This is a genomic window from Deltaproteobacteria bacterium (assembly GCA_019308995.1).
Classification (GTDB): Bacteria; Desulfobacterota; Desulfarculia; order Adiutricales; family JAFDHD01; genus JAFDHD01.
Genome location: JAFDHD010000005.1, coordinates 42,882 through 56,952 on the forward strand (window position 1 = coordinate 42,882; position 14,071 = coordinate 56,952).

Genomic DNA, 14,071 nt, shown 5'->3' on the forward strand with positions numbered 1-14,071 from the left:
ACAGCCTTCAGTCCCTGACGAAGAACACCGGGCTCGACCAGGCCATCTCGCCATCTTCCTGAGTTATCCTGACGCAGTAGTAGCTGTTTTGCGTTCTGTCGTATTGCCTGTCCTCCAGGGCGGTGTCAAATTCTGGAGATTCTAAGTCCTGAAATAATTGAATGACGCTTCCGTTCTTGATCACTTCTATCTTCCTGATCTTATCCATGGCTCGTACGGCCAGTATAATCTCGGCCTTCTCTGCCGCACCGCTGCTTATTTCGCCGCCCATGACGCTGTCATTGACCGCAAAGTACAAGGCAATCGGCGCTCCAGTCACGGCGTATCAGCGTCTCATTTTAAGCGCCTCATAGACCGCGTCCCGGCCCAGTGTTTCCGCCAGGACCGCGGCCATCGGCATGAAAGAGTTCCATATTATGATCCTTGTCTCGCGAAATTTTTGGTTCTCATTATAACATTGGGTGAACCTCAGTCTAGAGATTAATACTCGGATAGTAGTCTGTCAACGCAGGAAAAGAGATGAACCCCCACCCCGGTTTGACTTAACAGAAGATGCTATTTCATCAGGATACGAGAAGGGGTTAGCGGGTTTTTCTTTATAATGTCCATTTTCATGCTTGAGCGCTCTTCGCGGCTTTGATAGACTGACTTTTTAATCGTATTTATGTTTTCTTAGAATCATGGTCCATTTCTTGAGCATTCCAGACAGGGCCGATCAGATTTTGCAGGTTTTAAATTACACTTAAGGAAATAAAGAATTTGATTACTCATAAGGTCTTTAAATACCTTGTTCAACATTGGCACGGCAAGGGCGGGTATCGCCAGGTACTCTTTTTAGCGTTTCCTCTTATCTTCAGCTCCACGGCCATGGCGGTCCAGCAGTTTGTAGATCGAATGTTCCTGGCCTGGTATTCGTCGGAGGCCATCGCGGCCACGATGTCGGCTGGCATACTCAACTTCACCGTCATAAACCTATTTGTCGGGACGGCCGGTTACGTGGGCACGTTTGTGGCCCAGTTCTGGGGCGCTGATCAGGAAGACAGGATCGGGCCGATTATATGGCAGGGCGGTTACGTAGCCGCCGCGGCGGCCCTGGTGCATCTTTTAATGATACCGCTGGCCGGTCCTTTTTTTCGCCTGGTCGGCCATGAGCCAGTGGTGCAGAACCTGGAAGTGATCTATTTTCAAATTATATGCCTGGGGGCGGGCCCGGGCGTGGCCAGTGCGGTTCTGGCCGGTTTTTTTCTAGGCAGAGGTAAAACGCTCTATGTGATGACAGTCAGTATCGCCGGTACCATTATAAACATGTTTTTCAATTATGTGCTCATCTTCGGGAGCCTGGGCTTCCCGGAAATGGGCGTTACGGGCGCAGCCATTGCAACGCTTATCTCGACCTTGTTCATTTTCACTGTTTTTTCCATTCTTGTCTTTCGCTCCGCCCATGAGAAGACTTATCGCACGCATTCCGGCTGGCGCCTTGACGTTCCCCTGTTTATTCGACTCCTGCGCTTCGGCCTCCCGAACGGGGTGCAGTTTTTTCTCAGCCATATGAGCATCGCCGCCTTCATCCTGCTCGTGGGCCGGCTGGGCACGGTCGAACTCGCCGCGACAAGCATCGCCTTTAACATCAACATGCTGGCCTTCATGCCCATGATCGGCTTTGGTATGGCGGTCATGATTCTGGTGGGTCAAAATCAAGGCCAGGAACGGCCTGACCTGTCGGAACGCAGTATATACTCAGGTTTCCTGCTCACCTATATTTATATGACCACCATCGCCTTACTGTACGTGATTGTGCCTCACATGTTTTTATGGCCCTTTGCGGTGAAGGCCGACCCCGGGAGCTTTGCGCCCATATACCGAACCACCACGATTCTACTCAGATTCGTAGCGGTGTATTGTTTATTCGACACCCTGAGCATCATTTTTGCCTCTGGAATCAAAGGCGCCGGCGATACGCGCTTTGTCATGATCGCCATTGCTTTTTTGTCTCTATTCGGTCTGGGGCTGCCAACTTACATCGCCCTGGTCCACCTGAACCAGGGGCTTTACACGGCCTGGACAATCATCACTATTTACATAAGCCTTCTGGGCTTTATTTTCATGTTTCGTTTTCTGGGCCGTAAATGGAAAACGATGCGAGTTATTGAAACGAGAGAGCCGGTCCTTCCCGCGGCGGTTCATATAGAGCCCGCTTTATCCGACGAATCATAGGATGCTTTTTAAAAAAGCACCGTGTTTGATTGCAAATCAACTGAAATAAGTATGGGATTTGGAGGCCACGACAATATCTTCTTCGAGGTGTTTGAAATTTTGCATGTCCGCATTGACGACGTCTAACCCATGTTCGAGGGTGTAGGCGTAGGCTCGTTGGAACGGGTTGAGCGGGTAGGCCATAATTTTTTTATCATAGATGTGGTCAAAGGCGAAGGGATCACCTTGGCCGCCGACCCACGCGGAGGCCAGGTAGCGGACCGTTTTCATACCAATGAGTCCGATCCCGGCCTGACGCGCTTTTTCGAGTAAGGGCTGAAGCTCCTTGAGGGTGGGCGTGCCTTCCGCCAGCGTTTTGGTATGCCAGTCATACCATCCGGCTGGCGTAATACCGATCATGGCCACGTCATACCAACCGATCTCAATTGCCGCCTTAAGGACCTCACCTGCATTTTCATGGGTGCTCAGGCCGAAATGCCTTACCTTTCCGGCAGCTTTGGCTTTTTGAAAGGCTTCGTACATTTCTTCGCATTTAACTAAGGCCGGGCTGTTGACGCCCATCAGGTAGTAAGTATCAAGAAAAGCGATCTCCAGGTTTTTCAGGCTTCTGTTCAATAGCTTCACCCATTTCCTGGCGGCCGCTTGAGCCTTCTTGGTCGTAAGTGACGCGCCAGGTCCTATGCGAATGTATACAGGTGCTTTTGATGCGACCCAAACTTCGTCGCGGTGCGCCTTCAGGAACGGCGCTAAGCTGCGTTCCGCGCCGCGATAGACCATCTCCGATCCCACGTCGAAATGGTTGATGCCAGCTTCAAAGGCCCGGTCCAGGAGACGCACGGCCTTCCCGCCAGCCAGCGCGGCGCCGCAGCCAAAGACCAGACGGCTGGAATGGAAGCAGGTTCGGCCAAGTTTTCGGTACGTCATCGAGGGTCGTTCATTTCGGCGGATAAGGTTGGAACTGCCAGCCTGTTTTCGGGCGCCGGCCTCGGGAGCGACAAGCAGTGTTTGGCCGCAGATGGCCAGCCCTGCCGAGATTTTCATAAAATCCCTTCGGCCCAAGCCTTGACTGTCACCCTTGCTGGTCATCCTAGCCTCCTTTTTAAGTAATTTGTTTTGAGCAAAGTGCCTGAACAGAGCTATATAAAACAGATCGCTGACGCCAGGTCAATCTCCTTTATAAGTTTCTTGAACGTCATCAGGGTGTCTCGTTCACCTGTTTCATCTGCTATAATGATTCAAATTATACCCTAAAGGAGCTTTTAGATGAAACAGAACTGGTTCATGGTTTTTCCCTGCAGGCCCGGGGTGGGCATGGCCCTGAGGCTACTTTTGCTCCTGGCTTTCTTGTTTTTCGGGTCAAGTGTCTGTTGGGCGGCTGAATCTGAAAAGCTGACCGAAATCATGGCTGGCCTCACCCCTGGCGGCTGGAGAATGTATGAGGAGGTCAGGCGTTACCAGGCAGAAAATCTGTATGAAAAAATTGACGGAGCAGCCGAACTATACCTCTCCTACGATGTGGTTCGTTTGACCTTGGCTGGGTTTGAAAATAAAAAAGATGAGGAAACGTTTATCGAGCTGTTCGTCTATGACATGGGCACAGCCACGAACGCCTTTGGCATTTTTTCAGTGGAACGGATGAACGGAACACCGCTTGATCTGGGTCGCGCCGCCTACCGGTCAGGCGCACACTGTTTCATCTGGAAAGGCAGGTATTATATTAAGATCATTGTCTCGCCTGAAACCGAAGCGGTGAAACAGATCGGCTTGCGCATGGCCAAAGGGATAGCCAGCGCTCTCAGCAATGCAGGCGAGCCGGTTTGGGGATTAATTCATCTCCCCCTTAGCAACCTTATCCCAGACTCCATAAAATATTTTAAGGTGGACGCCGGCGGCCTGGATTTCATGACAAATACATACACGGCCCGGTATCGGAAATATGGCAGCGTGATCAACGTCTTTCTATCCGGGCAGGACTCTGTCCGAGCGGCCGGCGAGGTGAAGGAACGGTACAGGGAATACGCGTTAAAATACGGCAAGGGAGCTCGAAACCAGAGCAGAGAAGGCATGACGTTCGTTTTATGCGATATGAAGAACACCTTTGACGTCGTCTTTCAAAAGGGACGTCTGGTGGGTGGCGTATCTGCAGTCCCGCACCAGGCCCTGGCCGTTCAGGCCGCCATGGATCTGTGGCGCCAGCTCCCCCATCAGGATTAACAGATAATAAGCGCTCAGCGGATATTGAGGAAATCAACCTTTTTAAGAAAATAAAAAGCCATGAAACAGGAGGTCATTATGAATCACAAGAAAAGGTCTGCCAGAAGCGAATTTCCTGAACTTAAGCTGAGGCGTAGAGATTTCATAGGGCTTATGGGCGCCACCGCTTTGAGCCTTTTAGCACCGGGCCTTGCCTTCGCCTCCCAGGACCGGCATGCGCGTCCGCCTAATATTATATTACTTTTCGCGGATGATCTGGGCTATTGCGACACCGGACTTTACGGATGCGACCGCGTCCCCACCCCGCACATCAATTCCATCGCCAGAGACGGCGTGCTTTTTACTGACGGCTACGTCACGGCCCCGGTCTGCAGCCCCTCCAGAGCGGGTCTTTTAACCGGCCGGTATCAGCAACGATTCGGTTGTGAATTCAACGTCGGACCTATTAGGAGAGCTTTGAGGTACGGCGTGGGTCTCCCGGCTTCGGAAATCACTCTGGCTCATATCTTGAAAAAGGCAGGCTATACCACAGGCGTCATTGGCAAATGGCATGTGGGGGCGCAGCCGCAGTATCACCCTTTCAAGCGCGGGTTCGATGAATTTTTCGGGTTTATCGCCGGGCAGAACTACTATCTCGATCCTCAAACACCTGACGCCCAAAGCATTTTTATCCTGTGGCGGGACGGCCAGCCGGGGTTCGCGCGATTCAGGCAGATAGACCCTATCAGGCGCGGGAGAGACCCGGTTGAAGAAAAAGAATACCTCACCGATGCCTTCACCCGTGAAGCGATTGATTATATCGAACGGCACAAAGCCGAACCTTTCTTCCTATACCTTTCTTACAACGCGCCGCATACTCCGCTTCAGGCCACCAGGAAGTATTATGATCGTTTTCCACACATCAAAGATGAACGCTGGCGGATTTACGCAGCCATGATCTCTGCTGTTGATGACTCGGTGGGCGCGATCCTGGGCAAACTTAAGGAAACTAACCTGGAAGACAACACCCTCATTTTTTTCCTGAGCGACAATGGCTGCGCCCTTTATACACAAGCGTGCGACAATAAGCCCTTAAGGCTTGGCAAAATGTACCTCCTGGACGGGGGAACTCGGGTCCCCTTTGCCATGAAATGGCCCGGCCAGGTTCCGGCCGGGAAGGTTTATCAGCACCCGGTCAGCTCCCTGGACGTATTCCCCACCGCCGCGGCCGCGGCTAGAGTTGATGTACCGAAGGACCGAAAAATAGACGGCGTCAATCTGGTTCCTTACCTCAGGGGCGATAAAACCAGCCCGGCCCATGACACGCTCTTCTGGCGCAACGGCTCGCTCTGGGCGGTCAGAAGCGGTTATTGGAAGCTTTTTCAGGGTGCATGTCATTACTGGCTGTATAATGTCTCCCAAGACATCGGCGAGCAAAAGAACCTGGCCAGTCAGAATCCCGGTGTCGTGAAACAATTGCAAGAGGCTTTTTTAAGCTGGAACGCCGGGCTTAAAGACCCCCTCTGGCCAAGTCGTCGCAGGATACCCTTTCAGTATGAAGGCGTGAGGCTTGAGATCCAAGTCTGATCAATAGAGCGGCTGGCAGAATTATGTTCGTTCAACCGGGTACAGGACGACGTTTCAGTAATCGTCCCCTAAGAGGTGAATATTGCCAATGTGTACCCGCCGCAGTCCAGCCCGCTTGGCTGCTTCCTGGCATCTAAGGGCATGACGGCGTGAGGTTGTGGGGAAGTCTCTGAGGTAAAACAGGGGATGGAAGGCCAGGAGGCTGTATGGGATGTCCGGGTTTAACCCGGCCATATAAGAGGCGATGGCTTTGACCTCATCTTCGTCCACGTAGCCGGGCACCAGCAGGGTGCTGGCCAGAAGGAACGGCGGGTCAGGCCTTTGCGATATCCGTCCGGACAGTGTTTCAAAATTTTCCAGGGTTTTCTGGTTGCCTACGCCACACAAGGCATAGTGGATTCTTTCGTCCCAGGCCTTGAGGTCAAATTTAACGCACCCGCCGGATTCGAGTGTTATCTCTGCCATCATGCTCAGAAAGGGTTCCTGCATGGCCCCGTTCGTCTCCCAGCAGACCCTGAGAATCCGGCCCGGGTTCTGCTGCCGCGCCAGCCTGGACGCCTTTAAAGCATGGAGAATCTGAGGGGTGGGGTCACCGCCAAAATAGCAGATACAGGTGGTTTTCTCGTCCACGGCATCGGCCAGGTCTTTTGAGGAAACCCTGATGGAAGAGGCGGTCTGGGTCTTGAAGTGATAGTTCTGGCAGTACAGGCAGTTGAAGGAACAGGCATGATAAAAAACAGCCAGGTTTTTATAGCCATACTCAGGTGTCCTGGAAACCGAATATTCAGGGTATCCGCCAGCCGTACCGGCCGGGCAGACAAAGCTGCCGACACAGTTCGTGGGCAGAGGATCATAGTAGTAGGAAAGATTTCCCTCGTGCGGTCTCCCGCCTAAAATTTTAGACGATTCCACGCGGCGAAGCCCGCAAAAGCCGGTGGCGCCCTCCGGGATACGACAGCCGTGAAAACACAGGCCGCAGGTCAGACCATCCTCGGCCCGGGGCGGATCAGCAGGCAGCCCAAAGGCCAGCCGACTGCGGTCATGGACCTTCTTGATTTCCGGCCAGACCTCGTCAAAATGATCCTGAATACAAGACGCGCAGTATCCGATGGTCGAGGAGATTGTTCTGTCGGTCCTGTCGCAATGTCGGCACGTGCCCATGGTAAGACTTACCCGTTATCATGATCCAGGGAGGTTTTGCTTGAACTGGCCTTGATTCTCAGAATCATCACTTAAAGACAGCCTTTATTATCCTGGGTTATTTCCAAAGGATCAAGTGCAGCCCTAACAGCTTTCAGCCTCCTACGATCAGGGTTTCTGGCAGGGTGCTGCCTCCGTCTATGACCACCTGCGTCCCTGTGATATAACTGGCTTCATCAGAAGCAAGGAAGGCGGCCAGCTCACCGATCTCATAAATATTACCGAGCCGACCCATGGGAATAGACTTCGCAATGGCCTCCAGAACGGCTTCCATGTTATCAGGGGCGATTTGACGAACTCCCTGTTCCACCATGGGCGTCCTGATCATCCCGGGACAGATGGCGTTGACGGTTATATTGTCCCTGGCCACTTCCCGGGCCAGGGCCTTGGTGAACCCCCAGTTGGCCGCCTTGGTCGTGGCATAAGCCGTTTCGCCGGGGTCCACGACCATCGGTCCTGTGACCGACGACATGATGACGATCTTCCCGTACCCGTTTTTTTTCATGTTCGGGAGAACGGCCTTGGTGCAGTTCCAGACTCCTTTGATATTGACATCGAATTGAAAGTCCCGGTCTTCATCGCTCATTTTTAAAAAAACGGCCGACCGGATCACTCCGGCATTATTGCACAGGATGTCAATCTTGCCCAACCTTGCAATGGCCTCCTCAGCCGCAGTTTTGCAGGCCTCAAAATTCCTGACATCCACCTGGTACGCTATCGCCTGGCCGCCTTCGGATAAAATTGCCTTGGCGGTTTCAAACACCTGATCCAAAACGTCCCACAGGACAACGTGCGCCCCGTGTCCGGCCATCACCCTGGCGATCCCTTCGCCATTACCCATGGCCGCGCCGGTAACCACAGCCACCCTTGAATCCAACTTTCCCATTACAGCACCTCCTGGAAAGAAGCCTGGCCCATGGCAGGCCCCAACCCATTAATAACGCTCTGCCCAAGGCACACTAACAAAAATACTCGGCTCGTTTCTAATTGTGGTATCACATTTTACGGTTCAATGCATCACCAGAGGCGCAGCAAAGATAAAAGGCAAGGCTTATGTGAAGTTAATAAAGGCTTTGACTGGTTAATAATAAGAAAAATAGACCGAAGGTAGAAAAAATCATAAAATCAAAATGATCCCATCGAATAGCGAAGACGCCGTTGTGCCTGATATTCGTAAAAAATTCGCTTGACAATCACCATGTCCCATACTAATTTTTTTTTACACTTCCCATAAAGTCCCGGAGTCAAAAAGCAGGGGAAAAGATTTATATGCCCGGGTTGATTCATATCATCATGGGTCACAGGCTTATCTGAGGCCCGGAAGAGCACCAGAAATATGCGCATGCAAGGAGGGAACACCATGAAGCGAAAGGTACTGCTAGGCGTCCTGATTGGCCTGCTGATCTTTTCAGCAGGAACGTCTTTTGCTGCCTGTAAAAACACGATGGCCCTGTTCACGGCTTACAAGGCCAAGAGGCTCTGCTCCGACGTCTTTATCTCGATGCGGGACCCAGAAATCATCCAGAGCCAGGACTTGGCGGCGGTTCGTGCTTTCCCGGCCATAATTGATTATGCAGGCAAGGCAGTTACGGTTACATTTCAAGGAAAAATCAGGAAACGCGCCATCTATCGTGAAGGATGCGGGTGCACTCTGGTCAATTATGCTACTGAAGAAGAAGTCTTAAATCAGGCCAGGGTTTACGTGGAACCCCGGCCGCGTCATCCGCAAAACGTTCCCTGGCCCACGGGAGACCTCACACCAAAGGCCGAACTCCCGGCCGGTGTTGATAAGGTGAAGCTGGCCGAGGCCATGGACAAGGCCTTTTCAGAACCCGATCCCAAGAAGCCCCGCCGAACCAGGGCCGTGGTAGTGGTTTATAAGGGCCGGATCATTGCGGAGCGTTATGCGTCCGGCTTTTCGCAAAGCACGCCCCTCCTGGGATGGTCCATGACCAAAAGCGTAACCAACGCCCTGATCGGCATCCTGGTTGGTCAAGGTAGGCTGCTCATCCAGGAGCCGGCTTCTGTGCCGGAATGGAGCGGAGCGGACGATCCGCGTCGGTCCATTACTCTTGACCAACTGCTTCGCATGAGCAGCGGACTGAAGTTTATCGAGGAGTACACCAAGAACTCAGACGCCACCTGCATGCTCTTTGGAACTCACGATACAGCGGCCTATGCCGCCTCCCAGCCCCTTGAAACTGAACCGGATAGCAAGTGGAGCTACTCCAGCGGTACGGCGAACATCCTCTCGCGCATCGTACGCGGCGCGGTCGGCGGCACGAGCGCGGATTACTTCGCCTTCCCGCGCCAGGCCCTGTTCAACCGCATTGGCATGCGCAGCGCCATCATGGAGCCTGACGCCTCGGGAACATTTGTCGGCTCCTCCTTCATGTACGCCACGGCTAGAGACTGGGCGCGCTTTGGCCTCCTTTATCTCCAGGACGGCGTCTGGGAGGGAACGCGTATCCTGCCCGAAGGCTGGGTAGATTATTCCCGAAGGCCCACACCCAAGGCTCCCCAGGGAAGATACGGCGCGCAGTTCTGGCTGAATGCCGGAAACCCCTCCGATGAAACCAAAAGGCCAATGCCGTTACTTCCAACTGATTTGTTTTTTGCCAGCGGTTTCGAAGGCCAGTCCGTCACGATTATCCCGTCCAAAAAGCTGGTGGCGGTGCGCCTCGGGCTGAGCCAGGCCAAGGGAGCCTGGAACCTGGAGGAGTTCCTGGCTGATGTATTGAAAGCGATTCCTTAGGGTAGACCAGGAAGGAGCTTGATCAGCTTTTTGTGATCCAGCTTTTAATCCGGGCGCAAGTTTTATAAACTCTAGGTGCGGCCGCTGTACTTCCAGGGGCTACCGCCTCAGCAGTTGATTGGCGATGATGATGCGCTGAATCTCGGAAGCTCCTTCATAGATGCGGAGCATACGGATTTCGCGGTAGAGCCTTTCCACGACGTATCCCCGTGAAACGCCGTAGCCGCCGTGAATCTGCACTGCTTCATCAATCACTTCCTGGGCAATCTCGGTGGCATACAGTTTGGCCATGGCTGACTCCTTGGTGATGCGCTCCTTTCCCCGGTCCTTTAAAAAAGCAGCGCGGTAGATCAGAAGCCTGGCCGCGCTGATCTTGGTGGCCATGTCCGCCAGCTTGCCTTGGATGAGCTGAAACTGGCTCAAGGGTTGTCCAAAGGCCTCCCTTTGCCTGGCGTAGGCTAAGGCTTCATCAAAGGCGGCCTGGGCAAAGCCGACGGCACAGACGCCGACCGTGGTGCGGAAAAAATCCAGGGTCTGCATGGCAATCTTGAACCCGGCGCCTTCCTCTCCCAGCCTGTTCGCCGCTGGCACGCGGCAGTCCTCAAAATAAAGGGAGCCAATCGGATGAGCCGCCACCAGGTCCAGCCGCGCCCCCGGCGTAAAACCCTCAAAACCCTTTTCCACGATGAAAGCTGTGACGCCCTTCGTTCCTTTATCCGGGTCGGTCTTGGCAAAGACCGTGTAGACGTCCGCATCCGGGGCCATGGAAATAAAGGTCTTACTCCCGTTGAGAATATATTCGTCCCCTTTACGCTCGGCCCGCGTCAGGATGGCCGCCACGTCCGAGCCGCCGCTGGGCTCGGTCAAGGCAAAGGTAATGACGCTTTCTCCTGAAGCCACGGGCGGGAGGTAGGCCTCCTTCTGGGTCTCACTGCCCGCCACCACGATCGGACCGGCCCCGAGGCCCTGCATGGTGAAAATCAGTTCGGCGTTGAGGCAGGTCCGGGCCAGCTCCTCACGGACAAGACAAAAAGAAACCAGGGACATGTTTTCAGGACCGCCGCCATACCTGCCCGGAACCGTGAGCCCCAGGAGTCCCTGGTCGGCCAGGAACTTGAGGATCTCCCGGCTGACGATATTGGTTTCCCCTATTTTTTCCTCCAGCTCCTTTAATTTCCCCTGACAGATTTTTATAACGGACTCCCTCAACATCCTCTGCTCTTGGCTGAGGAGGCTCAGAATAAATTCCATAGCTTCACCCTTTGGTTATGATTATTGGTTCTATCACCAGGAAGTTTGAGTAAAAAGACTGATGATCATCCGGGCTCGCGGCCCCTAGCATATCGAAAAATCATTTTTTTTCAAACTGTTTTTTAACTTCCTTTTTGTCCATCTTTCCGACGCTCGTCTTGGGAATCTCATTGACCAGGTAAATCCTGTCCGGAACAGACCATTTGGAGATAAGGCCCTCATTGACAAACTTGTCCAGGAAGGCCCGGAGGTCTTCTTCAGACGCCCTCGCCTTGCTTCCCAATTTCGGAACCACCACGGCGATGGGCCGTTCGCCCCACCTCTCGTCGTTTATACCAACCACCGCCACCTCGGATACGGCCTCATGCTGGCTCATAAGACTCTCTATCTCCAGGGAAGAAATCCACTCCCCGCCGCTCTTGATGACGTCTTTTAAACGATCGGTAATCTGCACATATCCCTCCTGGTCTATAGTGGCGATATCTCCGGTATGAAGCCAGCCTCCCCTCCAAAGTTCTTCAGACTTCTGAGGCTCCTTGAAGTACCCCTGGGTCAGCCAGGGAGACCGAACCACGATCTCTCCCGCAGAACTTCCATCTCTTGGGAGAGGGTCACCCGTCTCGTCCACTACCCTCAGGTCAACCAGAGGTATAGGGAATCCCGCCTTTCTTTGGACGTCCAATCTTCGTTCTATATCCCAGTCCAGCATGAAGGGCTTCAGGAGCGCCGCCGTCAGGATCGGACAGGTCTCGGACATGCCGTATCCGGCGATGAGCTTGACCCCCCGCTCCATAGCGGCCCTGGCCAGTCCTTTGGACAGGGCCGAGCCGCCGATGTTGACCTTCCATCCGTTTAGGTCAACCTTGCTGGCCATGGGGTCAGAGAGTATCATATGCAGCAGGGTCGGGACGCAGTGGGAAAAGGTCACCTTCTCTTTTTCAATGAGTTTCAGCAGTTTCCCGGCTTCGTACAAACCGGGGTAAACCTGCTTCACACCGAGCAGGGTGGCCACATAAGGAATCCCCCAGGCGTGAACATGAAACATCGGCGTGATGGGCATGTACACGTCCCCGGACTGGAAGCGGGGTTCCCTGAAGCAGCCCAGCATCATGCCCGCGGCCAGGGTATGGAGGACGAGCTGACGATGGCTGAAATAAACACCCTTGGGGTCCCCAGTGGTTCCAGTGGTGTAAAAAACCGTGGCCTGGGTGTCTTCCTCGAAATCGGGAAAGTCGAAAGAATCATCAGCCCGCTTCAACATCTCTTCATATTCCGCGGTGAGAGGCAGAGAGGTGGGCGGTCTTTCGGAATCATCCAGAAGCAAAATGAAAGTCTGCACCGTCTCCAGTTTGCTGGCAATCCCTTCCAGGAGAGGCAGGAAATCCTGGTGCGCCAAAACCACGGTGTCCTCGGCATGATTCATGGTGAAGAGAATCTGCTCCGGTGACAGGCGAATATTGACGGTGTGGAGAACCGCGCCCAGCATGGGAACGGCGTAAAAACACTCTAGATAGCGGTGGGAATCCCAATCCAACACGGCCACCGTATCCCCGGGCCTCACCCCCAGGGAGGTCAAGGCGGAAGCCAGGCGATTGATCCGGGCGTAAAAGTCCCGATAGGTATGACGCACCAGCTCCCGGTAAACGATTTCCTCATCCGGAGCGTATAAAAGGGGAGTATGGAGAAGCTGCTTGATAAGTAAAGGATACGCATAGGCCGACGGCGTGCGGGGGATAAGACGGGTGCCTTCCATTGAGACTCTAACCTCCTGCCTTAGGTCCAATCCAAGGTTGTATTTTTTCCCCGGACAGGGAATCTCGCGCCATCCTTTTTCTAAAGAATCCCTCCCCGGCTTGCCCTCAAATTTTGATCACCGTTATTGAACGTTAAGGTTACTATTTAACAGGCTTTGCTGGGTATTACAAGTGGCAGGCGACCCAGTGACCGCTACCGATGTCCTTTAATTCAGGGGCTTGTCTTTGGCAGACGTCCTTGGCCTTGTGACACCTGGGGTGGAAATTGCAGCCTTCAGGGGGATTGATAGGGCTGGGCACATCGCCGCTTAAGAGAATACGCTCCCTTTTTCGATCAGCGACCGGGTCAGGCAGGGGAATAGCGGAAAGTAAGGCCTGGGTGTATGGATGCTGCGGATTACCGTAAAGCTCGTCGCTGTTTGTAATCTCGACAAGCTTCCCCAGATACATGACCGCCACCCGCTCACTGATATGGCGCACCACGGAAAGATCGTGAGCGATGAAGAGGTAGGTCAGGTTAAATTCTTCTCTGAGCCGTTCCAGCAGATCAATGATCTGGGCCTGAATAGAGACATCCAGGGCCGAAACGGGTTCGTCGCATACGATCAGGCTGGGCCTGACGGCCAGGGCTCGAGCTATCCCGATGCGCTGACGCTGGCCTCCACTGAACTCATGGGGGTACCGCTCCATCATATCAGGATCAAGCTCGACCATCCGGAATAGCTCCTGAACCTTCTCCTTGTAATCCTTGCGGTTTTCGACCAGTCCATGATGTATTAGAGGCTCCCCGACAATTTTCCCAGCGGTCATGCGAGGATTGAGTGATGCGAAGGGGTCCTGGAATATCAACTGCATATGCCGCCGTATGGCCCTCAGCTTCTCGCCTCTGAGCTCACAAAGATCCAGGCCCTGGAATAAGACCTGGCCTGAGGTTGCTTTATTCAGTTGCAGGATACAGCGTCCGGTGGTGGTTTTGCCACATCCGCTTTCACCGACCAGCCCGAGCGTCTCTCCCTGTTTTATATAAAAGCTTATCCCATCAACGGCCTTAACTTCAGCCACTTTTTTTCGAAAAACGCCTGCAAGTACCGGGAAGTACATCTTGAGATCAATAATT

Annotated in this window: 11 protein-coding genes; 4 read left to right on the top strand and 7 right to left on the bottom strand. The window is 53.5% G+C overall.

Features of this window, described 5'->3' with window-relative positions; genetic code table 11:
- Nucleotides 1-7: 7 nt before the first annotated feature.
- Entirely contained in the window at nucleotides 8-319 is a 312-nt protein-coding gene (locus JRI95_02040; protein ID MBW2060322.1) for a hypothetical protein, read from the bottom strand.
- 548 nt (nucleotides 320-867) lie between these two features.
- On the opposite strand from JRI95_02040, the gene JRI95_02045 reads away from it, so the two are divergent.
- Nucleotides 868-2,214: an MATE family efflux transporter gene (locus JRI95_02045; GenBank protein MBW2060323.1), complete on the top strand. Its 1,347-nt coding sequence runs from the start codon at nucleotides 868-870 to the stop codon at nucleotides 2,212-2,214.
- Between the two features lie 36 nt (nucleotides 2,215-2,250).
- Here the strand turns inward: JRI95_02045 and JRI95_02050 are convergent, their stop codons facing one another.
- Nucleotides 2,251-3,300: an aldo/keto reductase gene (locus tag JRI95_02050; GenBank protein MBW2060324.1), complete on the bottom strand. Its 1,050-nt coding sequence runs from the start codon at nucleotides 3,298-3,300 to the stop codon at nucleotides 2,251-2,253.
- A gap of 177 nt (nucleotides 3,301-3,477) precedes the next feature.
- Between JRI95_02050 and JRI95_02055 the strand changes: the two genes are divergently transcribed.
- Both JRI95_02055 and JRI95_02060 read left to right on the top strand, forming a co-directional pair.
- Nucleotides 3,478-4,428 carry a hypothetical protein gene (locus JRI95_02055; GenBank protein ID MBW2060325.1) on the top strand — a complete coding sequence of 317 codons (951 nt, stop codon included), beginning with the start codon at nucleotides 3,478-3,480 and terminating at the stop codon, nucleotides 4,426-4,428.
- Nucleotides 4,429-4,581: 153 nt separating this feature from the next.
- Nucleotides 4,582-5,994 carry a sulfatase gene (locus tag JRI95_02060; GenBank protein ID MBW2060326.1) on the top strand — a complete coding sequence of 471 codons (1,413 nt, stop codon included), beginning with the start codon at nucleotides 4,582-4,584 and terminating at the stop codon, nucleotides 5,992-5,994.
- Between the two features lie 54 nt (nucleotides 5,995-6,048).
- Here JRI95_02060 and JRI95_02065 read toward each other — a convergent pair whose 3' ends face one another.
- Together JRI95_02065 and ucpA are read right to left on the bottom strand one after the other, a co-directional pair.
- Nucleotides 6,049-7,155, bottom strand: coding sequence for a radical SAM protein (locus tag JRI95_02065; protein ID MBW2060327.1), 1,107 nt, complete (start codon nucleotides 7,153-7,155; stop codon nucleotides 6,049-6,051).
- A gap of 133 nt (nucleotides 7,156-7,288) precedes the next feature.
- Entirely contained in the window at nucleotides 7,289-8,080 is a 792-nt protein-coding gene (ucpA, locus tag JRI95_02070; GenBank protein ID MBW2060328.1) for an SDR family oxidoreductase UcpA, read from the bottom strand.
- 474 nt (nucleotides 8,081-8,554) lie between these two features.
- On the opposite strand from ucpA, the gene JRI95_02075 reads away from it, so the two are divergent.
- Nucleotides 8,555-9,949: a serine hydrolase gene (locus JRI95_02075; GenBank protein ID MBW2060329.1), complete on the top strand. Its 1,395-nt coding sequence runs from the start codon at nucleotides 8,555-8,557 to the stop codon at nucleotides 9,947-9,949.
- Between the two features lie 99 nt (nucleotides 9,950-10,048).
- Here the strand turns inward: JRI95_02075 and JRI95_02080 are convergent, their stop codons facing one another.
- The 3 genes from JRI95_02080 to JRI95_02090 all read right to left on the bottom strand — a co-directional run bounded on the left by JRI95_02080 (nucleotide 10,049) and on the right by JRI95_02090 (nucleotide 14,055).
- Nucleotides 10,049-11,200 carry an acyl-CoA dehydrogenase family protein gene (locus JRI95_02080; GenBank protein MBW2060330.1) on the bottom strand — a complete coding sequence of 384 codons (1,152 nt, stop codon included), beginning with the start codon at nucleotides 11,198-11,200 and terminating at the stop codon, nucleotides 10,049-10,051.
- Nucleotides 11,201-11,300: 100 nt separating this feature from the next.
- Nucleotides 11,301-12,953 carry a fatty acid--CoA ligase gene (locus tag JRI95_02085; protein ID MBW2060331.1) on the bottom strand — a complete coding sequence of 551 codons (1,653 nt, stop codon included), beginning with the start codon at nucleotides 12,951-12,953 and terminating at the stop codon, nucleotides 11,301-11,303.
- 166 nt (nucleotides 12,954-13,119) lie between these two features.
- Nucleotides 13,120-14,055, bottom strand: a complete 936-nt coding sequence (locus tag JRI95_02090) for an ATP-binding cassette domain-containing protein (GenBank protein ID MBW2060332.1) — start codon at nucleotides 14,053-14,055, stop codon at nucleotides 13,120-13,122.
- Nucleotides 14,056-14,071 lie beyond the last annotated feature (16 nt).